Origin of the sequence: Haemophilus sp. HN_Hi08 (assembly GCF_049824455.1) — a bacterium.
In the GTDB taxonomy this organism is placed as follows: domain Bacteria; phylum Pseudomonadota; class Gammaproteobacteria; order Enterobacterales; family Pasteurellaceae; genus Haemophilus; species Haemophilus influenzae_D.
Map to the genome: position 1 here is coordinate 572599 of NZ_CP187493.1, position 19405 is coordinate 592003.

At 38.1% G+C, this 19405-nt stretch carries 20 protein-coding genes, 1 tRNA gene and 1 pseudogene; 10 read left to right on the forward strand and 12 right to left on the reverse strand.

Annotated features, from left to right (window positions below; genetic code table 11):
* Positions 1-108 precede the first annotated feature (108 nt).
* Together nhaB and dsbB are read left to right on the forward strand one after the other, a co-directional pair.
* On the forward strand, positions 109-1653 hold the full coding sequence (nhaB, locus tag ACPT8O_RS02855) for a Na(+)/H(+) antiporter NhaB (protein ID WP_021034390.1): 1545 nt from the start codon (positions 109-111) through the stop codon (positions 1651-1653).
* Positions 1654-1662: 9 nt separating this feature from the next.
* Complete coding sequence (gene dsbB, locus ACPT8O_RS02860) at positions 1663-2196, forward strand: disulfide bond formation protein DsbB (RefSeq protein WP_021034389.1); 534 nt, start codon at positions 1663-1665, stop codon at positions 2194-2196.
* Between the two features lie 53 nt (positions 2197-2249).
* Here dsbB and glmS read toward each other — a convergent pair whose 3' ends face one another.
* The 12 genes and pseudogenes from glmS to ACPT8O_RS02920 all read right to left on the reverse strand — a co-directional run bounded on the left by glmS (position 2250) and on the right by ACPT8O_RS02920 (position 11731).
* The gene (glmS, locus tag ACPT8O_RS02865) at positions 2250-4082 is read right to left on the reverse strand and encodes a glutamine--fructose-6-phosphate transaminase (isomerizing) (protein WP_021034388.1); all 1833 of its coding nucleotides are present in this window, start codon (positions 4080-4082) and stop codon (positions 2250-2252) included.
* 108 nt (positions 4083-4190) lie between these two features.
* Positions 4191-4463, reverse strand: a complete 273-nt coding sequence (locus ACPT8O_RS02870; protein WP_005630954.1) for an HU family DNA-binding protein — start codon at positions 4461-4463, stop codon at positions 4191-4193.
* Positions 4464-4601: 138 nt separating this feature from the next.
* Positions 4602-5192 carry a YjaG family protein gene (locus ACPT8O_RS02875; protein ID WP_021034387.1) on the reverse strand — a complete coding sequence of 197 codons (591 nt, stop codon included), beginning with the start codon at positions 5190-5192 and terminating at the stop codon, positions 4602-4604.
* Positions 5193-5227: 35 nt separating this feature from the next.
* Positions 5228-6022: an NAD(+) diphosphatase gene (gene nudC, locus ACPT8O_RS02880; protein ID WP_021034386.1), complete on the reverse strand. Its 795-nt coding sequence runs from the start codon at positions 6020-6022 to the stop codon at positions 5228-5230.
* Between the two features lie 67 nt (positions 6023-6089).
* Entirely contained in the window at positions 6090-6686 is a 597-nt protein-coding gene (gene nfuA / locus ACPT8O_RS02885; RefSeq protein WP_021034385.1) for a Fe-S biogenesis protein NfuA, read from the reverse strand.
* Between the two features lie 75 nt (positions 6687-6761).
* Positions 6762-7448 (reverse strand): ComF family protein, encoded by a 687-nt coding sequence (locus ACPT8O_RS02890; protein WP_021034384.1) that lies wholly within the window; start codon positions 7446-7448, stop codon positions 6762-6764.
* 247 nt (positions 7449-7695) lie between these two features.
* Positions 7696-8149, reverse strand: a pseudogene (gene tnpA, locus ACPT8O_RS02895) (IS200/IS605 family transposase).
* Entirely contained in the window at positions 8146-9489 is a 1344-nt protein-coding gene (gene pilQ / locus ACPT8O_RS02900; protein ID WP_021034382.1) for a type IV pilus secretin PilQ, read from the reverse strand. Before pilQ ends, tnpA begins: the two are co-directional and overlap by 4 nt.
* A 9-nt stretch (positions 9490-9498) precedes the next feature.
* The gene (locus ACPT8O_RS02905) at positions 9499-9912 is read right to left on the reverse strand and encodes a pilus assembly protein PilP (protein ID WP_021034381.1); all 414 of its coding nucleotides are present in this window, start codon (positions 9910-9912) and stop codon (positions 9499-9501) included.
* The gene (locus ACPT8O_RS02910; protein WP_425623335.1) at positions 9909-10430 is read right to left on the reverse strand and encodes a competence protein ComC; all 522 of its coding nucleotides are present in this window, start codon (positions 10428-10430) and stop codon (positions 9909-9911) included. Before ACPT8O_RS02910 ends, ACPT8O_RS02905 begins: the two co-directional genes overlap by 4 nt.
* Positions 10427-10933, reverse strand: coding sequence for a hypothetical protein (locus ACPT8O_RS02915; RefSeq protein WP_021034379.1), 507 nt, complete (start codon positions 10931-10933; stop codon positions 10427-10429). Before ACPT8O_RS02915 ends, ACPT8O_RS02910 begins: the two co-directional genes overlap by 4 nt.
* A complete protein-coding gene (locus ACPT8O_RS02920; RefSeq protein WP_021034378.1) occupies positions 10934-11731 on the reverse strand; it encodes a pilus assembly protein PilM in 798 nt (265 codons plus the stop codon).
* Between the two features lie 98 nt (positions 11732-11829).
* Between ACPT8O_RS02920 and ACPT8O_RS02925 the strand changes: the two genes are divergently transcribed.
* From ACPT8O_RS02925 to ACPT8O_RS02960, 8 genes are all read left to right on the forward strand, one after another.
* Positions 11830-14430 (forward strand): penicillin-binding protein 1A, encoded by a 2601-nt coding sequence (locus ACPT8O_RS02925; RefSeq protein WP_021034377.1) that lies wholly within the window; start codon positions 11830-11832, stop codon positions 14428-14430.
* Between the two features lie 73 nt (positions 14431-14503).
* A complete protein-coding gene (locus ACPT8O_RS02930) occupies positions 14504-15349 on the forward strand; it encodes a 23S rRNA (adenine(2030)-N(6))-methyltransferase RlmJ (RefSeq protein WP_021034376.1) in 846 nt (281 codons plus the stop codon).
* Between the two features lie 151 nt (positions 15350-15500).
* Positions 15501-15830 (forward strand): YbaB/EbfC family nucleoid-associated protein, encoded by a 330-nt coding sequence (locus tag ACPT8O_RS02935; protein ID WP_005629464.1) that lies wholly within the window; start codon positions 15501-15503, stop codon positions 15828-15830.
* Positions 15831-15962: 132 nt separating this feature from the next.
* On the forward strand, positions 15963-16565 hold the full coding sequence (gene recR, locus ACPT8O_RS02940) for a recombination mediator RecR (protein ID WP_021034375.1): 603 nt from the start codon (positions 15963-15965) through the stop codon (positions 16563-16565).
* Positions 16566-16580: 15 nt separating this feature from the next.
* Entirely contained in the window at positions 16581-18536 is a 1956-nt protein-coding gene (locus tag ACPT8O_RS02945; RefSeq protein WP_425623337.1) for a DNA topoisomerase III, read from the forward strand.
* A gap of 108 nt (positions 18537-18644) precedes the next feature.
* Positions 18645-18986 carry a preprotein translocase subunit SecG gene (secG, locus tag ACPT8O_RS02950; protein ID WP_021034373.1) on the forward strand — a complete coding sequence of 114 codons (342 nt, stop codon included), beginning with the start codon at positions 18645-18647 and terminating at the stop codon, positions 18984-18986.
* A gap of 24 nt (positions 18987-19010) precedes the next feature.
* Positions 19011-19096: transfer RNA gene (locus ACPT8O_RS02955), tRNA-Leu, on the forward strand.
* Positions 19097-19188: 92 nt separating this feature from the next.
* Positions 19189-19380, forward strand: a complete 192-nt coding sequence (locus ACPT8O_RS02960; RefSeq protein ID WP_172453994.1) for an integrase arm-type DNA-binding domain-containing protein — start codon at positions 19189-19191, stop codon at positions 19378-19380.
* Positions 19381-19405: the final 25 nt, after the last annotated feature.

Sequence of the window (19405 nt, forward strand, 5' to 3'; positions counted from 1 at the left end):
ATAAAAATCAAAAAAAATGCAATTTTATAAAAAAATTACTTGGTTTTTATTATCCTTTAAAGGGGGATATATTACAATGTTCACGTGATAAAAATAATGGAGTTCACTATGACAAACACTCAAGCTTTTATGAAAAACTTTCTTGGGGCAAGTCCAGACTGGTACAAACTTGCCATTGTGGTTTTTCTTATTATAAATCCAATTGTTTTCTTTTTTATCAGTCCTTTTATTGCGGGTTGGTTACTCGTTGCAGAATTTATTTTCACATTGGCAATGGCATTAAAATGCTATCCGCTTCAACCGGGTGGTCTATTAGCAATTGAAGCTATTATTATCGGAATGACAAATGCCAAACACGTCAAAGCAGAAATTATGGCAAACTTTGAAGTGATCTTGTTACTGATGTTTATGGTGGCAGGTATTTTCTTTATGAAACAATTACTGCTTTATGTATTTACTAAATTACTTGTCAAAATTCGTTCTAAAATTGCACTTTCTATTGCCTTTTGTTTTAGTGCTGCTTTTTTATCGGCTTTTCTCGATGCTTTAACGGTTGTAGCTGTTATCATTAGTGTCGCAATGGGATTCTATGGTGTGTATCACAAAGTTGCATCAGGCAATAATTTAATTGATGCGGTTGATATTTCAGACGATAGAAAAATTATTGAACAACAGCACGAAATCTTAGAAAAATTCCGTGCATTCTTACGTAGTTTAATGATGCACGCAGGGGTAGGGACTGCACTTGGTGGTGTAATGACCGTTGTTGGAGAACCACAAAACTTAATTATTGCAGAACAAGCAAAATGGAACTTTATGGAATTTTTCTTACGTATGGCACCCGTGACTATTCCTGTATTTATCTGCGGATTACTCACTTGTTTCTTAGTCGAAAAATTCAAATTATTTGGTTATGGCGAGAAATTACCAGACGAAGTGTGGAAAATCTTATCAGATTTAGACCGCACTAATTCAGAAAAAATGTCTAAACAAGATAAAATTAAATTAGGTATGCAAGCGTTAATCGCAATTTGGTTAATTCTTGGATTAGCATTCCATCTTGCCACAGTCGGTTTAATTGGTTTAAGTATCATCATTTTTGCTACTTCCTTCACTGGTGTGACGGATGAACATACTATTGGTAAAGCCTTTCAGGAATCTTTACCCTTTACTGCATTGCTCGTTGTATTCTTTTCTGTTGTTGCAGTAATTATTGATCAAAAACTTTTTTCACCAATTATTCACTTCGTTCTTTCTGCGGAAGAAAATACGCAACTTGCTTTATTCTATGTGTTTAATGGCTTGCTTTCTTCTATTTCTGATAATGTATTTGTTGCAACGGTTTATATTAACGAAGCTAAAGCTGCATTAACTAACGGCGTTATTGCACCGCATCAATTTGAATTGCTTTCTGTTGCCATTAATACAGGTACAAACTTACCGTCAGTTGCAACACCAAATGGACAAGCTGCTTTCTTATTCTTATTGACTTCATCACTTTCGCCATTAATTCGCCTTTCTTATGGCAGAATGGTTTATATGGCTTTACCTTACACGATTGTACTTTCAATCATTGGTTTACTGGCTATTGAATTTATTTTACCAGCTGCCACAATTTGGTTAGCAAGTTTAGGTTTAATTTTGCCAATTTAAGGAGAAAAAATGCTCGCGCTATTAAAACAATTTTCTGAAAAACGTTTTGTGTGGTTTTTATTGGCTTTTTCAAGTTTAGCCTTAGAATCTACCGCACTTTACTTCCAATATGGAATGGGCTTACAACCTTGTGTGCTTTGTGTTTATGAACGTTTAGCAATGATTGGCTTATTTGTAGCGGGCATTATCGCTTTACTTCAACCTCGCGTTTTCATCCTTAGATTAATCGCCTTGGTTTTAGGCTTATTCAGCAGTATTAAGGGCTTATTAATTTCGTTTCGTCATCTTGATTTGCAAATAAATCCAGCCCCTTGGAAACAATGTGAGTTTATTCCAAACTTTCCCGAGACTTTACCATTTCATCAATGGTTTCCATTTATATTTAACCCGACTGGCTCTTGTAATGAAAGCCAATGGTCATTATTTGGTTTAACGATGGTGCAATGGCTGGTGGTTATTTTTTCACTATATGTGGTTATTCTTACATTATTGTTAATTGCTCAAGTGATTAAAACACGGAAACAAAGAAGATTATTTAACTAAAAAATACGGTGAAATTTCACCGTATTTTTTATTACATTAAAATCAACCGCACTTTATTCTACGGTAACTGATTTTGCTAAGTTACGAGGTTGATCTACGTCAGTACCTTTAATTAAAGCCACATAATAAGAAAGCAATTGCATTGGAATGGTATAAAAAATTGGTGCAACAATATCATTGACTTTTGGCATCGTGATGATTTTCATTCCTTCACTTGGCGTAAATCCTGCTTCTTTATCGGCAAATACATATAATTGACCACCACGAGCTCGCACTTCCTCAATGTTCGATTTTACTTTCTCTAATAATTCATTATTTGGTGCAACGACAATCACTGGCATATCGGCATCAATTAACGCTAATGGTCCGTGTTTCAATTCTCCTGCCGCATAGGCTTCAGCGTGAATATAAGAAATCTCTTTCAATTTCAAAGACGCCTCTACCGCAATAGGATAAAATTCGCCACGACCTAAGAAAAGTGAATGATGTTTTTCAGCAAAATCCTCTGCTAATGCTTCAATTTCTGAATCAAAGGCTAACGCTTTTTCAATTTCAGCAGGTAAGGATTGCATTGCTTTAATAATTTCACGTTCTTTTTCTGCAGAAATATGACCTTTAACTTTACCAAGTGCCGTCACCAACATTAATAACGCAGCTAGCTGTGTCGTAAATGCTTTTGTTGATGCCACCCCGACTTCAACACCGGCACGCGTCATAAATGCAAGATCTGATTCGCGTACGAGCGAAGATCCAGCAACATTACAAATTGTTAATGCTGCCATATAGCCCTTTTCTTTCGCTAAACGAAGTGCGGCTAAAGTATCTGCTGTTTCGCCAGATTGAGAAAGGGTAATCAATAAGCTATTTGGACGGGTAACAAATTTGCGATAACGAAACTCTGATGCAATTTCAACATCACAGCTCACGCCAGCCAAAGATTCAAACCAATAACGCGCCACCATACCTGCATTATAAGATGTGCCACAAGCAACAATTTGAATATGCTCAACTTTTTCTAAAATGTCTTTTGCACCATTTCCGATTGAATCGACAATCACATTTTCGTGATTGATACGCCCTTCCATTGTATTAATAAGTGCGGTTGGCTGTTCGTAAATTTCTTTCTGCATAAAATGGCGGAATTTACCTTTCTCTGCCGCGTCATTTTCAAGATTAGACTCGTGAATTTCACGTTTAGCCTTATTACCGTGAGTATCATAAATATCAACTGTACGACGTGTAATTTCTGCAATATCCCCTTCTTCTAAAAAGATAAAACGGCGAGTAACACTTAATAGCGCAAGTTGATCTGAAGCTAAGAAATTTTCGCCAATACCTAAACCAATCACAAGCGGACTACCAGAACGAGCTGCGACTAAATGTTCAGGATTACGACTATCCATTACCACCATCCCGTATGCGCCCGTGAGTTGTTTTACCGATTTCTGCACAGCCTCTAAAAGGGAATCCGTGCTACGCATTTCCCATTCAACCAAATGTGCGATCACTTCAGTATCTGTTTGCGATAAAAAGACATAGCCACGAGATTTTAATAATTCTCGAAGTTCTTCATGGTTTTCAATAATACCGTTATGTACTACAGCAAAAGTACCTGACGCATGGGGGTGCGCATTAGTTTCTGATGGTTCGCCGTGAGTTGCCCAGCGAGTGTGTGCAATTCCCGTTCCACCAATCAATGGTTTTTCTGATACGGCTTCATCTAATGCTTTAACTTTACCTAAACAACGAATACGTTGTAATTCATTTTGTTTATTGATTACTGCAACACCAGCTGAATCGTAACCACGATATTCCAAACGATGTAAACCATTAATTAAGATTTCCGCTACATCTCGTTGCGCTACTGCGCCGACAATACCACACATAAGTCTTCCTTATTCATTCTATTACTAAGTTTGTTTTTACATTTGCCACGCTATACAATAAAAAAACCCTGCGTAATCGACAGGGCTTCATTTCATTGATGTTATCAATTATTTAATTGCATCTTTTAATGCTTTACCAGATACAAATGCTGGCACTTTAGATGCTGCGATTTGGATTTCAGCACCAGTTTGTGGGTTACGGCCAGTACGAGCAGCACGTTCATTTACTTTAAATGTACCGAAACCGATTAATTGTACAGGCTCACCTTCTTTTAGGCTTGCAGTAATTGCATCTAAAGTCGCTTCTAACGCTGCTTTAGCTTGTTTTTTGTTTAACTCTGCAGCGTTTGCAATTGCATCAATTAAATCTGTTTTGTTCATAAATTTGTACCTTCTGTTAAATAAAAATTTGATTCTTTAAAAGTATCTTTGCGAACTCGTCGCAAAAGCTGTGCAAAGGATAATCTAACTTGAGATGAATTAAAAGCATGATTTATAAAAATTGTGACAAATCTCACGTTATTGATGAAATTCTATACCAATGTTAGATATGCCCTCAGTCCGAATTTCATTTTTTAAAGCTAAAATTAATTCAATATCACGTTTTTCACATTCTTTAAGCAAACGATAAACTTGCCATTGCACATCAAGTTCTGTTTGAATATCTTCATTTTCTTTTAGCTCACTTTCTGACCAATCTCGTCCAGTTTCTGTTTCCAATAACGCTCTTATTGTTCCCAACGAAATTAAGCTTATTTCCACCGCCCTTTCTAAGGTTTCTCCCGCAATAATAGCGTGTAAAATTTCAGCTAAAGCCTGACAGGCATCTAATGCAGGCACAACACCAAAACTATCATAATCATTCACATCGGGAATAATGCTTTCTAATTTCTCCAACTGATTTTCAAAGTTGATTTTGACATCTTTAATTGTTAAATATTCCCACACCAAATTGAGAATATTTTGATACGTTTTAGCTTCAACGCTAAGCTCGTTCATTTGACAGAACAATTTAAAATTTGGTGCCATACGTTCACATAAAGCAGCCATAAAAGTAAGATGTTGCCAACTTTCTAAGTTTTCTAAGCGTTTATGAATCGGATTTCGCATCTTATTTCCTTAATTTATAAGAGTTGGAATATTTATTAATCGCGTTTATTTTCCGCTTTACAGAGTTCAAGCGTTGCGTGAATTAATTTACGAGCGATAGTACCTGTTGGCGGTAATTCTGGCAAGGGTTGATCATAAGAAAACCATTGTGCGTCATAAATTTCACTTTCCTGCAATGTTATTTCTCCGCTTTCATAATCAGCAAGAAAACCGACCATTTGAGAGTTTGGAAATGCCCAAGGCTGGCTACCAAAATAACGAAGATTTTTTATTGAAATCCCCGTTTCTTCAAAAACCTCTCTATTCACCGCTTGTTCAAATGTTTCCCCTACTTCGACAAAACCTGCAAGCGTCGTATATATTCCTCCGTTGGGACTATAATGTCGCTTATGATTTGCCAATAGAATTTCGTGACCACGACGAACCGCAACAATAATTGATGGGCAAATCACAGGATAAGTTCGATACCCACAGTGAGTACATTGCACGGCAAGTTCATCTTGAGTTTGTTGTGTTTTATGACCGCACTTTCCACAGAATTTATGGGTTTTCAGAAAATGATTAATTTCCACTCCTCGACTTAATATATAAAATTCATCCTCTGGCAGTGAAAGTAATTTACGCAAACTCACATATTCTCGTTCGTCATTTATTTGCTCTGCAACAAGCCACAAGGGATGATTTTTCCATTCTCCAATTTGCATTGCTTTCAATCCTTCCAAATCAATATCTTTAGCGATACCAAAAGGCAATTCATTATTCACTAAATACAGATTAGAACCTTGTGTAAGCAACCAATAACCAAAATCATCTTGTTGAAGTATTTTCATTTTTTCTCCATAAAAATAACCGCACTTTCAAAAGTGCGGTTATTATAAATCTTCTTTTTATAACTCACTAATAATAAGAATGTTCGCCACGTTGATGCTCGGTTATATCTTTTGCACCTTTTAATTCATTCGGGAATAGGCTAATAAGTTGTTTTTCTACGCCATCTTTTAATGTAACGTCCACCATTGAACAACCATTACAACCACCACCGAATTGTAAAATTGCGTAACCATCTTCAGTAATTTCAATTAAGGTTATGCGTCCACCGTGATTTGCAAGCTGTGGATTAATTTGAGTTTGAATGACATATTCAACACGTTCAATTAATGGCGCATCATCAGCCACCTTACGCATTTTGGCATTTGGTGCTTTTAAGGTAAGTTGCGCACCAAGTTCTTCGGTAACATAATCAATTTCTGCTTCTTCTAAGAAAGGCAGGCTGACCTCATCAATAAATGCAGAAAAAGTGTCATATTTCATTTCAACATCACTTTCTTCCACGGCATTCGGTGGGCAATAAGATACGCCACATTCCGCATTAGGCATACCCGGATTAACGACGAAAATACGAATATTGGTTCCTTCTTCTTGGGTGTCTAAAAGTTTTCTAAAATGCGCTTGTGCGGCATCAGAAATAGCGATTTGCTGGGTTGCTTGTTCCATAATTATGTCCTAAATACTTGAGAGAAAGTATCGGAAATAATACGCTCATCGCGTTTTTTTTTCCAGTGCTTTATATTAAGCCCGTGCCAGTCCCCACACTTGGATCTCCTCCACACCTAATTTTCGCAACAATTTTGAGATTTCATTGAGTGTAGAGCCTGTAGTAATTACATCATCCACCAGCGCGACTCGATGATAAGGAAATTCATTTTTCAAAACAGCAAGAGAAAAGGCATTTTTTAAATTCTGACGACGATCTTTTGCACTCAAACCACGTTGAGTATGCGTATGTTTCACACGTTTTACGATATTGTTCAAATTAGGAATATCCAGCCAACGACTTAATTGCCGAGATAATAAATCAGCCTGATTATAACCCCGTCGCCACTGACGAAAATGATATAAAGGCACAGGAATGATTGCTTCTGGCAATTTAAGTTGATGCGTTCGCTTAGCATCACGCACCGCAAGATATAAAAGCCGAGCTAAAGTGCGGTCAATCCAAAATTGATTTTGAAATTTAAAACGATGAATTAACACTGAAAGTGGCTCAACATAATGCCCTATAATGACCATCTTATCCCAACTAGGTTCTTGTTTAAGACAATTTCCACAATGCTGCGCATAATATTGCAATTCCGCACCACAATGACCGCAATAAGGAAAAGATTTAATTTGTTTTTGGCAACCTGAACATAACCCATTTTTTGCGATATGAAGATTGCCACGACAGTGGATACAGCGAAAATTTAAAAAATTCATTTGATCCTTATTAGTGATTACTGCAACCTAGGGTAGATATAAGCGTTCCCCACAGGGGAACTACGATTACTATCACTAACCGTAGGTATACTTACCCACGGCTTACAAACCTAGGGTAGGTTTACCCTAGGCTAATTGTAATGCTACCCCGTTGGGGTAGGCATAAGTGTTCCCCAAAGGGGAACCACGATTACTATCACTAACCGTGGGTATACTTACCCACGGCTTACAACATTCCCAAAAACAACTAAACATTTCTCTCAAACCATTCTACGTTAAAATCTATTCCTTCACGTTGAAATAGGCTCTTCATTTCATCATTGAAATGAGTTTCTTTGTGATGCTGTTTTTGATTCTTAATGTAATTAATAAGTTGATGTTTATCTGTCGCTATAAGTTAATGCGCAATATCCTACTGACCAAGCCGTAAATTCTGGAAATAATGGTTTATTTTCATCTAAAAAACGGTGTGTCGATTTTTTTAATTTACGAACAAATTCAGCCACTGAAATCGTTTGGTGTAATTCAACAAATAAATGTAGATGATCTGGCATACCATTAATTCGATGAAGTATAGAATGGTGTGATTTAACAAATCCCCAAATGTAATCATAGAGAATTTTCTCATTTTCTTCATTAATGGCATAAACACTGTCTTTTGTCCTAAAAACAATGTGATAAAACAAACGGCAGTAACTCATTGTAACTTTTTCCCCGCACTTTTTTGCTTCAACGCCTCTAACGTTTCTCCTGCTTTTAAAATATGCGGCGTCACGAAAATCACGAGCTCACGTTTTTGATGTCGTTCGCTTTCTTTGCTGAATAATCGTTTAATAACGGGTATATCGCCAAGCAATGGCACCTTATCTTCGCTTTTCGTAATTGTGTCGTGAAACACGCCGCCAAGCACAATGGTTTCCCCATCTTTGGCAAAAACCTGAGTATTAATTTCTTGCTTATCAATAGAAACCACCTCATTTTGTCCATAAGAAACACGAGAACCTGGTGAGTTTTGGCTCACTAATAAATCAAGTAAAATATTGTTATCTTTAGAAATATGTGGTGTGACTTCCAAACCAAGCACCGCCTCGCGAAATTCCACAGATTGCGTATCGTTACGAGTATTGCTCACAATATAAGGAATTTCTGTCCCCTGTTTAATGCTTGCACTTTTCTTATTTGTGGTTAGTAAGCGAGGGCTTGCGATAATTTCTACATTATTTTCACGCTCTAACGCACTCAATTCTAAATCGAGCAATCGCCCATTAATTTTGGCGACTTGTAATGCTATCGAGCCAGCAGGTGTTGTCGTTGTCGCAAAATTTACATTAAGATTATCCGCAATATTTTCAAAGCTATTGCCTGCAAGACTGCCCGCAACTCGTCTTGCATTTTCCGTTGGATTAAAAATCCCCCACCGAACGCCAAGTTCTTTCAAACTCTCATCTGTTATCGTCACAATACGCGCTTCAATAGCAATCTGCTCAATAGGTTTATCCATTTCAGAAATTAGTTTTTTGATATTTTGCACAGAATGAGGTTCATCTTGAATCACGAGCAAATTACTACGATCATCAAAGGTAATGCTCCCAGCTGATGAAAGCAAAGAGCCACTTCCTGTCGTTAAGGACTTCATTAATTCAGAGGCTTTAGCAAAATGGAGTTTTACTGTATGGCTCTCTAAGTGCGGTTCATTTGTAGTAAGATTTCCTGCAACTTGCCATTTGCCTGATTGCCCTCCATTCAGATAGTAAATACCCTCATCTTTATTCAAAGTAAGCTTCTTACTTTTAGCGATTATTTGTAGTAAACGTGGCATATCAATATTATCTAATCTCAATGAAATATTACTTTCTAATGCTTCATCTATCACTAAATTCACATCTTGTTGAAAAGCCAACTGCTCTAATGTTTGAGCTAAAGGTGCTTGCGATAAACGAATAAAAAAACGTTCGTTATCAGTTTTGGGATTAGCAAAAACAATTAAGGGTAAACAAAAACAGACTAAAAAATAACCGCACTTTAAAAAATATTTCTTCATAATCTTCCTTTAAAAACTTAATTTTTTCCATTCACTACTATCACATTGCTCTCCGAGCTTGCGCATAAATTGAACATTGTTTTGGTCGATTTTTTCTACAATATAGCCCTCTTGAGCCACATCAACACCCTCTAAAACACTGTAAATTTGCAAATTCTGATCCAGCAATAACGCAAACGCTTTATCTTTAGAAATCACTACGCCCACCAATTTTAAAGCATTCAAGGGAATTTCAGCCGCTTGGCGATTTTCATCCGCTCCGCATAGATTATTAGGTACATCTGAGGAAATTATTTCTGTCTGTTCCATTACTGTTTGTGCGTTATCAAACTGAGAACGGTTACGTTGTGTTTTATCGAAAGGATCCTGCCCCCAACTGCAATTTATAAAAAGCAATGCAGTTAGGAAAAACCAATACTTCATTTTGTCTCCTTCTCTAGCTGAAAAATAATCTCGGTTTGCAATGGGCTGTCTTCGGGTTTCATAAATTGCAGCCGACTTACTGAAAGCTGTGACGTACTAGCTAAAAGTGCGGTTAAAAATGTCTTCGTTTTTTCAAAATGCCCAATAAGCTGTAAATGCAAAATGGGCTGTTGCCCCATTTCCCAACGTAAATGCTGAGATAATCCGTTACGCACAGCTAAACGTTGAATTTGTTTATTCAAAGGAATAATTTGTGCAGCCAGTTCTGGAGAAAGTTTTCGACTTTCCGACTGCTGCTGTAAAGAAGTTAAAATTTTCTGTTGATATAGAAATTCCAAACTTTTTTTTGCTAATTCATATTCAGTTTCAGCAAAATGCTCACTAGCCTCGATATAATCTAAAACAGGGCGAAAAATCACCGCACTTAATAACAACAAAAAGGTTAAACTCTGTATATAAACAGGCTGACTTAGCCATTTGCTAAAAGGAGTAAAAGGATCGTTAAAAAAGGCTTTCACTTTTCTTCTCCTTGTTCCATATCAAAGCGAAAATACAATGACTGTTGTTCAGGATGAAACTGGCTTAATTTCACATTGGGAAAATGTTTCTTTAAAAATTGATGAATCAGTTCAAATTCTCTTTGATCTTGTGCGAGACCTTCCAAACTTAAGTTATGAGCATCTTGTTTAAATTTATTCAGTTCTCCTTGCTGAAAAGGTAATTCACTTAGCAGCTGTAAACTCTTTTTTACTTGCTCTTTAGGAATAGATGTCAAAATTTCGCCAACCTGCACTGCACTACGCAACTGTTTAATTTGCTTGGTTGTTTTATGAAATTGCTGATTAAGTTTTTCAAAAGATGTTTGCTGCGCCTGCAAATGTTGTTTCTGTTGTTCAATCAAATTGCTAAAAGCCAACATTAAATTAATAGCAAGCAAGATAAATAAAGCGATATAAAAAGCTAAACGACGTAAACGGTTTTGATGTTGATAAGTACGCCAAGGCAATAAATTCATCGACATTTAGTTACCTACTTTTTGTTGATATAAATCTTTTTGCCATAGCGCGTTGCCCAGTGCAATAAAAGGGAGTTCTGTTTCTACTCGCTGCCAGTGTTCTGGTAATGGCGTATGACTTGAGGGAATTTGATAAACAAAAACTTGTTCAAGTTGCCCTTCAAAACGTTCGGTAAATTGTTCATAAAGTGCGGTCAAATTTTCGTGAGATTGTAAAATTTGCGATTGCTGCGATCTTTCACAAATCGCCAAACAATAGTCATCTTCTTGAAATAAAAATAAGGTATTTTCTGACCGCACTTGTGCATTCAACAAATACTGAAATGCACGCAAAATAGCATTTGACGCAACATCCAATACATTAATTTTAAATGGCTGAAAATCTTGCAAATAAGTTTGAGCAGTACTTTTACGAATTGCAGTAACGTCTAATCGAAAACCTTGCTTTAACGAGGTAGAACGATAATCAAACCATAATTCATCTAAAGAAATAGGCAGCTCTTTTTCAAGCACAAATTTACATTGTTGATGACATTCTTGCGCATTTAACACTTGTGGCAACATTAATACTTTCGACCAAGTTAAGTGAGCGGGAATGCTTGCCACAAACTGTAAAGGAAAGGTTTTCCCTTGATATTGTGTTTTTAGCTGTTGTAAAAAACGATTTTTAAAATCACGATCATTAACAAAAATTTGATAACTTTGTGGCTGTTCAAGATCATCAAACCACACAAAATCAAAATAACCCTGCTTACGATGAATGCCGATTTGTAAAGTGAGGTAATTTTTCAGGGAGAATTGCATATTCTTTCCTATTCTTTAAAGGCTGAATCTTTTATACTTAACAACTAAATCATAGGTCTCTTGACAAGAATATTCATTAACCAAGCGAGAATTTTACGATGCGGATCGCAAAATTAATATTAAGCACCCTATTAACTTTATGTATTTTAGGTTTAGTGGCTGGCGGAATGCTGTATTTCTACCTAAAATCGGAATTGCCCTCAGTAGAAACATTAAGAACCGTTGAATTACAACAGCCAATGCAGATTTATACGGCTGACGGTAAATTAATTGGCGAAGTGGGCGAGCAACGCCGTATTCCAGTGAAATTAGCTGATGTACCGCAACGCTTAATTGACGCATTTTTAGCAACGGAAGACAGTCGTTTTTACGAACATCACGGATTAGACCCTATCGGCATTGCTCGTGCATTGTTTGTCGCAGTGAGTAATGGCGGTGCATCACAAGGTGCAAGTACGATTACTCAACAATTAGCGCGTAACTTTTTCTTAACCCCAGAAAAAACCATTATTCGTAAAGCTCGTGAAGCGGTGCTTGCGGTAGAAATTGAAAATACCCTCAACAAACAAGAAATCTTAGAGCTTTATTTAAACAAAATCTTTTTAGGCTATCGTTCTTATGGTGTTGCAGCAGCAGCACAAACCTATTTCGGTAAAGCATTGAATGAATTGACCTTATCTGAAATGGCGATTATTGCTGGTTTACCTAAAGCACCTTCAACAATGAATCCGCTTTATTCGCTAAAACGTTCAGAAGAACGTCGCAATGTGGTGCTAAGCCGAATGTTAGATGAAAAATACATCAGCAAAGAAGAATATGATGCTGCATTGAAAGAGCCGATTGTGGCGAGTTATCACGGCGCAAAATTTGAATTTCGTGCTGATTATGTCACTGAAATGGTGCGTCAAGAAATGGTTCGCCGTTTTGGAGAAGAAAATGCCTACACCAGTGGTTATAAAGTATTTACCACTGTACTTTCAAAAGACCAAGATGAAGCACAAAAAGCTGTGCGTAATAACTTGATTGATTATGATATGCGTCACGGTTATCGCGGTGGTGCGCCATTATGGCAAAAAAATGAAGCCGCTTGGGACAATGATCGCATTGTCGGTTTTCTACGCAAATTGCCAGATTCAGAGCCATTTATTCCTGCTGCAGTGATTGGAATTGCAAAAGGCGGTGCTGATATATTGCTCGCTTCTGGGGAAAAAATGACCTTATCAACCAATGCAATGCGTTGGACAGGCAGAAGTAATCCTGTGAAAGTCGGCGAGCAAATTTGGATTCGTCAGCGTGCTAATGGGGAATGGCAATTAGGACAAATTCCCTCAGCAAATTCAGCATTAGTTTCTCTTAATTCAGATAATGGCGCGATTGAAGCAGTGGTGGGTGGCTTTAGTTATGAACAAAGTAAATTCAACCGTGCGACACAATCCTTGGTTCAAGTAGGTTCTTCTATTAAACCATTTATTTACGCTGCAGCATTAGAAAAAGGCTTAACGCTTTCAAGCGTATTACAAGACAGCCCGATTTCTATTCAAAAACCAGGACAAAAACTGTGGCAACCGAAAAACTCGCCTGATCGTTATGATGGGCCGATGCGTTTACGTGTAGGATTAGGTCAATCCAAAAATATGATTGCTATTCGTGCGATCCAAACGGCAGGTATTGATTTCACAGCAGAATTTTTACAACGTTTTGGTTTTAAACGTGATCAATATTTTGCAAGTGAAGCCTTAGCACTTGGTGCTGCCTCTTTCACACCATTAGAAATGGCGCGAGCTTATGCCGTGTTTGATAATGGTGGCTTCCTCATTGAACCTTATATCATTGAAAAAATTCAAGATAATACAGGAAAAGAATTATTTGTCGCAAACCCTAAAATTGCTTGTATTGAATGTAATGATATACCTGTGATTTATGGCGAAACTAAAGACAAAATCAACGGCTTTGCCAATATTCCTTTAGGCGAGAATGCCTTAAAACCAACAGATGACAGCACCAATGGCGAAGAATTAGATCAACAACCTGAAACCGTGCCTGAATTGCCAGAATTACAATCAAATATGACCGCACTTAAAGAAGATGCGATTGATTTAATGGCTGCAGCAAAGAATGCTTCGTCGAAAATAGAATATGCACCACGAGTCATTAGTGGCGAACTTGCTTTTCTCATTCGTAGTGCCTTAAATACGGCGATTTATGGCGAACAAGGTTTAGACTGGAAAGGCACAAGTTGGCGTATTGCACAAAGCATTAAACGTAGCGATATAGGCGGTAAAACTGGTACGACCAACAGTTCAAAAGTGGCTTGGTATGCGGGATTTGGTGCAAACTTAGTCACTACAACTTATGTCGGATTTGATGACAACAAACGTGTACTTGGGCGTGGAGAAGCAGGTGCAAAAACAGCAATGCCTGCTTGGATCACTTATATGAAAACGGCTTTAAGTGATAAACCTGAACGTAAATTGCCACCGCCGCCAAAAATTATGGAAAAAAGTATTGATACGATGACTGGATTACTTTCTCCAGCTGGTGGACGTAAAGAATACTTTATTATGGGAACAGAACCAACCCGTACCTATCTTTCGGAAATGCAAGAGCGTGGTTATTACGTTCCTACAGAGTTACAGCAACGCTTGAATAATGAAGGCAATACGCCAACGCCTGCTGCACAACCACAAGAACTCTTCTAAAAATGACCGCACTTTAGTGCATAATCAGGCGAGTCAATTGGCTCGCCTTCGTTATTAAAACAAAGGATATATTATGCTGAGTTATCGTCACTCATTTCACGCTGGCAATCACGCCGATGTCTTAAAACATATCGTTTTAATGCTCATTTTGGAAAATCTTAAACTCAAAGAAAAAGGCTTTTTTTATTTGGATACGCACTCTGGTGTAGGTCGTTATCGTTTATTCTCAAATGAATCAGAAAAAACGGGGGAATATAAAGAAGGTATTGGACGCTTGTGGGATCAAACAGACTTACCCGAAGATGTTGCACGTTATGTAAAAATGATCAAAAAACTCAATTATGGTGGCAAAGAACTACGTTATTATGCTGGCTCGCCTTTAATTGCTGCTGAATTGTTGCGCCCACAAGATCGCGCACTATTGACCGAGCTTCATCCTAGCGATTATCCAATTCTTCGCAATAATTTTAGCGACGACAAAAATGTCACCGTAAAATGTGACAATGGCTTTCAACAAGTCAAAGCAACGCTACCTCCAAAAGAACGCCGTGGCTTAGTGCTAATCGATCCGCCTTATGAATTAAAAGAAGATTATGATCTTGTCGTCAAAGCTATTGAAGAAGGCTATAAGCGTTTTGCCACAGGTACCTATGCGATTTGGTATCCTGTTGTATTACGCCAACAAACTAAACGTATTTTTAAGGGCTTAGAAGCAACGGGGATTAGAAAAATTCTAAAAATTGAGCTCGCTATTCGCCCTGATAGCGATCAACGAGGAATGACTGCAAGCGGTATGGTAGTAATTAATCCACCTTGGACATTAGAAACCCAAATGAAAGAAATTTTGCCTTATCTCACAAAAACATTAGTTCCAGAAGGCTCTGGAAATTGGACAGTCGAATGGATTACACCAGAGTAACTCCCATTGTAAACTCTACTAAATCTTACCGCACTTTATAGCTTAAAAGTGCGGTGAAATTTTCTGAGATTTTAAATAAATCCCACAGTTCCCAAAAGCCCATTTTTTCGCTAGAATGCACGCAATTTTTGACTTAATAAAGGATAACATTATGTTTGGAAAAGGCGGTTTAGGCGGCTTAATGAAACAAGCCCAACAAATGCAAGAAAAAATGCAAAAAATGCAGGAAGAAATCGCGCAACTAGAAGTAACGGGTGAATCTGGTGCAGGTTTAGTGAAAATCACAATTAATGGTGCACATAACTGCCGTCGCATTGACATTGATCCATCTTTAATGGAAGACGATAAAGAAATGTTAGAAGATTTAATCGCGGCTGCTTTTAATGATGCGGTGCGTCGTGCAGAAGAATTACAAAAAGAAAAAATGGCATCGGTTACCGCTGGAATGCCATTACCTCCAGGAATGAAGTTTCCGTTTTAATCAAACACTTGTCTTCCCCTGCTTGCGGGGGAAGGTGTCGCAAAGCGACGGAAGGGGGTTCCTCCCAAGCCTTCGGTAGCTTCCTCCGTAAATAGAGGGAGCGAAAAGTAGCCTTATATTTCATCTCAAATTATGCAAAGCAGTCCACTTTTAGAACACCTTATTGAAAACTTACGTTGTCTTCCTGGCGTAGGGCCTAAATCGGCGCAACGTATGGCTTATCATCTTTTACAACGTAATCGTAGCGGTGGAATGAATTTAGCTCGAGCTCTCACAGAAGCGATGTCTAGAATTGGCCATTGTTCACAATGTCGAGACTTTACGGAAGAAGACACCTGCAACATTTGCAATAATCCACGCCGTCAAAATTCAGGTTTGCTTTGTGTCGTTGAAATGCCAGCAGATATTCAAGCGATTGAGCAAACTGGACAATTTTCAGGACGTTATTTTGTTTTAATGGGACACTTGTCTCCACTTGATGGCATTGGTCCTCGTGAAATTGGCTTAGATTTACTGCAAAAACGTTTAGTAGAAGAATCTTTCCACGAAGTGATTCTTGCAACAAATCCAACTGTGGAAGGCGATGCAACAGCAAACTACATCGCTGAAATGTGCCGCCAACATAATATCAAAGTGAGTCGTATCGCTCACGGTATCCCTGTGGGTGGGGACCTAGAAACTGTAGACGGCACAACGCTTACCCACTCATTTCTAGGTCGTCGTCAAATCGACTAATCTTCTCATACCATTATGCGTTTATTTATCGCCGAAAAACCAAGCCTAGCTCGCGCTATTGCAGATGTGCTACCTAAACCCCATCAACGTGGGGACGGTTTTATTAAATGTGGCGATAATGATGTGGTAACTTGGTGTGTAGGGCATTTGCTCGAGCAAGCAGAACCCGATGCCTATGATCCTAAATTCAAACAATGGCGTTTAGAACATCTCCCTATTATTCCTGAAAAATGGCAACTTTTACCGCGAAAAGAAGTAAAAAAACAGCTTTCTGTGGTGGAAAAACTGATCCATCAAGCGGATACACTTGTTAATGCAGGAGACCCAGATAGAGAAGGACAATTACTTGTAGATGAAGTGTTCAGTTATGCCAATTTAGCTGCTGAAAAACACGACAAAATTTTACGCTGCTTGATTAGCGACCTAAATCCAAGTGCGGTAGAAAAAGCAGTAAAAAAATTACAACCTAACCGTAACTTTATTCCTCTTGCCACATCCGCACTCGCACGAGCCCGCGCCGATTGGCTTTATGGCATTAATATGACCAGAGCATATACCATTCGTGGCAGACAAACTGGCTATGATGGCGTGCTTTCGGTTGGTCGAGTGCAAACCCCTGTGCTGGGTTTAATTGTACGTCGAGATTTGGAAATTGAACATTTCCAGCCCAAAGACTTTTTTGAAGTACTAGCTTGGATTAATCCAGAGAGTAAAGAAGAAAAAACTCGGGAGAAATCAACCGCACTTTTCAGTGCCTTATGGCAACCCAGCAAAGCTTGTGAAGATTACCAAGATGATGATGGCAGAGTACTTTCTAAAGGCTTAGCTGAAAACGTTGTAAAACGTATTACAAATCAACCTGCGGAAGTAACCGAATACAAAGACGTTCGTGAAAAAGAAACGCCACCCTTGCCTTATTCCCTTTCTGCGTTGCAAATTGATTCGGCAAAGCGATTCGGTATGTCCGCTCAAGCCGTATTAGATACTTGCCAACGCCTGTATGAAACTCATCGTTTGATTACTTATCCGCGTTCTGATTGTCGCTATTTGCCCGAAGAACATTTTGCCGAAGGCCATAACGTATTAAATGCAATTTCAACCCATTGTGAAACTTATCAACGCTTACCAAATGTTATTTCAACTGAACAGAGAAATCGTTGTTGGAATGATAAAAAAGTAGAAGCTCACCACGCAATTATCCCGACAGCCAAAAATCGTCCAGTAAATCTAACACAAGAAGAACGTAATATTTACAGCCTTATCGCTCGCCAATATTTAATGCAATTTTGCCCTGACGCAGAATATCGTAAAAGCAAAATCACATTAAACATTGCTGGCGGTACCTTTATAGCTCAAGCGCGAAATTTACAAACCGCTGGGTGGAAAGAGTTATTAGGCAAAGAAGACGACACAGAAAATCAAGAACCCTTATTACCCATAGTAAAGAAAGGACAAATTTTGCATTGTGAACGTGGAGAAGTCATTAGTAAAAAAACTCAACCGCCAAAGCCTTTCACAGATGCAACCTTGCTTTCAGCAATGACGGGTATTGCGCGATTTGTACAGGATAAAGAACTCAAAAAAATCCTGCGAGAAACGGATGGATTGGGCACAGAGGCTACTCGCGCTGGCATCATTGAGTTACTTTTTAAACGCGGTTTTTTAACGAAAAAAGGGCGAAATATTCACAGTACAGAAACAGGAAGAATTTTAATTCAGGCATTACCAGATATTGCCACCCAACCAGATATGACAGCTCATTGGGAATCGCAACTCACAGACATTAGTCAAAAACAAGCAAGCTATCAGCAATTTATGCATAACTTGAATCAAATGCTGCCTGATTTAGTCCGTTTTGTAGATCTTAATGCATTAAGACAATTAAGTCGCATTAAAATGATTAAATCTGATAGAGCAAAACCTAAAAGTGCGGTAAAAAAATCGAGTAAATCAAACGGTGAAACTGATTAAAGTTAAACCAATTAATATTTTTTTTATGCAAAGCACTTGCGAGAAAATTGAATTTTCTATAACATTCACGACCAGTTTTCTTGCAAAATTGCAAATTAGAGAGAAAAAATGTATCAAGTTCTTTTATTTATTTATGTTGTTGTCGCGATTGCCTTGATCGGGTTTATTCTCGTTCAACAAGGTAAAGGAGCGAACGCTGGTGCATCTTTTGGTGGTGGCGCATCAGGTACAATGTTTGGCTCTGCTGGTGCAGGTAACTTTTTAACACGTACCAGTGCGATTTTAGCAACTGCATTTTTTGTTATTGCTCTTGTTTTAGGTAACATGAATTCACATAAAGGCAATATTCAAAAAGGTGCTTTTGACGATTTATCACAAGCTGCAGAGCAAGTTCAGCAACAACAAACTGCTCCAGCGAAAGAAAATAAAAATAGCGACATCCCACAATAAAATAGGATTAGCATAAAAATTAACGCTCTGGTGGTGGAATTGGTAGACACGCTATCTTGAGGGGGTAGTGACCACAGGTCGTGCGAGTTCAAGTCTCGCCCAGAGCACCATTTGACTAAACAAAGCCCCGCGAAACTAATCGTGGGGTTTTGTTTTATCCAGGTTTCACAAGGGTTTATAGCACTTTAACCCCTCATATCTAATCTTACCTAGTGGTTCTAAAAGCTGGCGATTTAACTACGCTAGACCACTCACAGGGAAAAGAACAAAAATAGCCTTAGGCGGTTATCCAGAATTATCGTTAGCAGATGCCCGTGCTAAACGTGAAGAATATCGTGCGTTACTTTCGAAAGGTATCGAACCACAAGAAGAAAAAATACGCATTCAACAATAATATGAAAACTGCTTAAAATATACTT

Bases quoted from the DNA above. Each gene is read 5' to 3' on its own strand.
- nhaB (WP_021034390.1), top strand. From the start codon at position 109: ATGACAAACACTCAAGCTTTTATGAAAAACTTTCTTGGGGCAAGTCCA.
- dsbB (WP_021034389.1), top strand. From the start codon at position 1,663: ATGCTCGCGCTATTAAAACAATTTTCTGAAAAACGTTTTGTGTGGTTT.
- glmS (WP_021034388.1), bottom strand. From the start codon at position 4,082: ATGTGTGGTATTGTCGGCGCAGTAGCGCAACGAGATGTAGCGGAAATC.
- ACPT8O_RS02870 (WP_005630954.1), bottom strand. From the start codon at position 4,463: ATGAACAAAACAGATTTAATTGATGCAATTGCAAACGCTGCAGAGTTA.
- ACPT8O_RS02875 (WP_021034387.1), bottom strand. From the start codon at position 5,192: ATGCGAAATCCGATTCATAAACGCTTAGAAAACTTAGAAAGTTGGCAA.
- nudC (WP_021034386.1), bottom strand. From the start codon at position 6,022: ATGAAAATACTTCAACAAGATGATTTTGGTTATTGGTTGCTTACACAA.
- nfuA (WP_021034385.1), bottom strand. From the start codon at position 6,686: ATGGAACAAGCAACCCAGCAAATCGCTATTTCTGATGCCGCACAAGCG.
- ACPT8O_RS02890 (WP_021034384.1), bottom strand. From the start codon at position 7,448: ATGAATTTTTTAAATTTTCGCTGTATCCACTGTCGTGGCAATCTTCAT.
- pilQ (WP_021034382.1), bottom strand. From the start codon at position 9,489: ATGAAGAAATATTTTTTAAAGTGCGGTTATTTTTTAGTCTGTTTTTGT.
- ACPT8O_RS02905 (WP_021034381.1), bottom strand. From the start codon at position 9,912: ATGAAGTATTGGTTTTTCCTAACTGCATTGCTTTTTATAAATTGCAGT.
- ACPT8O_RS02915 (WP_021034379.1), bottom strand. From the start codon at position 10,933: ATGTCGATGAATTTATTGCCTTGGCGTACTTATCAACATCAAAACCGT.
- ACPT8O_RS02920 (WP_021034378.1), bottom strand. From the start codon at position 11,731: ATGCAATTCTCCCTGAAAAATTACCTCACTTTACAAATCGGCATTCAT.
- ACPT8O_RS02925 (WP_021034377.1), top strand. From the start codon at position 11,830: ATGCGGATCGCAAAATTAATATTAAGCACCCTATTAACTTTATGTATT.
- ACPT8O_RS02930 (WP_021034376.1), top strand. From the start codon at position 14,504: ATGCTGAGTTATCGTCACTCATTTCACGCTGGCAATCACGCCGATGTC.
- ACPT8O_RS02935 (WP_005629464.1), top strand. From the start codon at position 15,501: ATGTTTGGAAAAGGCGGTTTAGGCGGCTTAATGAAACAAGCCCAACAA.
- recR (WP_021034375.1), top strand. From the start codon at position 15,963: ATGCAAAGCAGTCCACTTTTAGAACACCTTATTGAAAACTTACGTTGT.
- ACPT8O_RS02945 (WP_425623337.1), top strand. From the start codon at position 16,581: ATGCGTTTATTTATCGCCGAAAAACCAAGCCTAGCTCGCGCTATTGCA.
- secG (WP_021034373.1), top strand. From the start codon at position 18,645: ATGTATCAAGTTCTTTTATTTATTTATGTTGTTGTCGCGATTGCCTTG.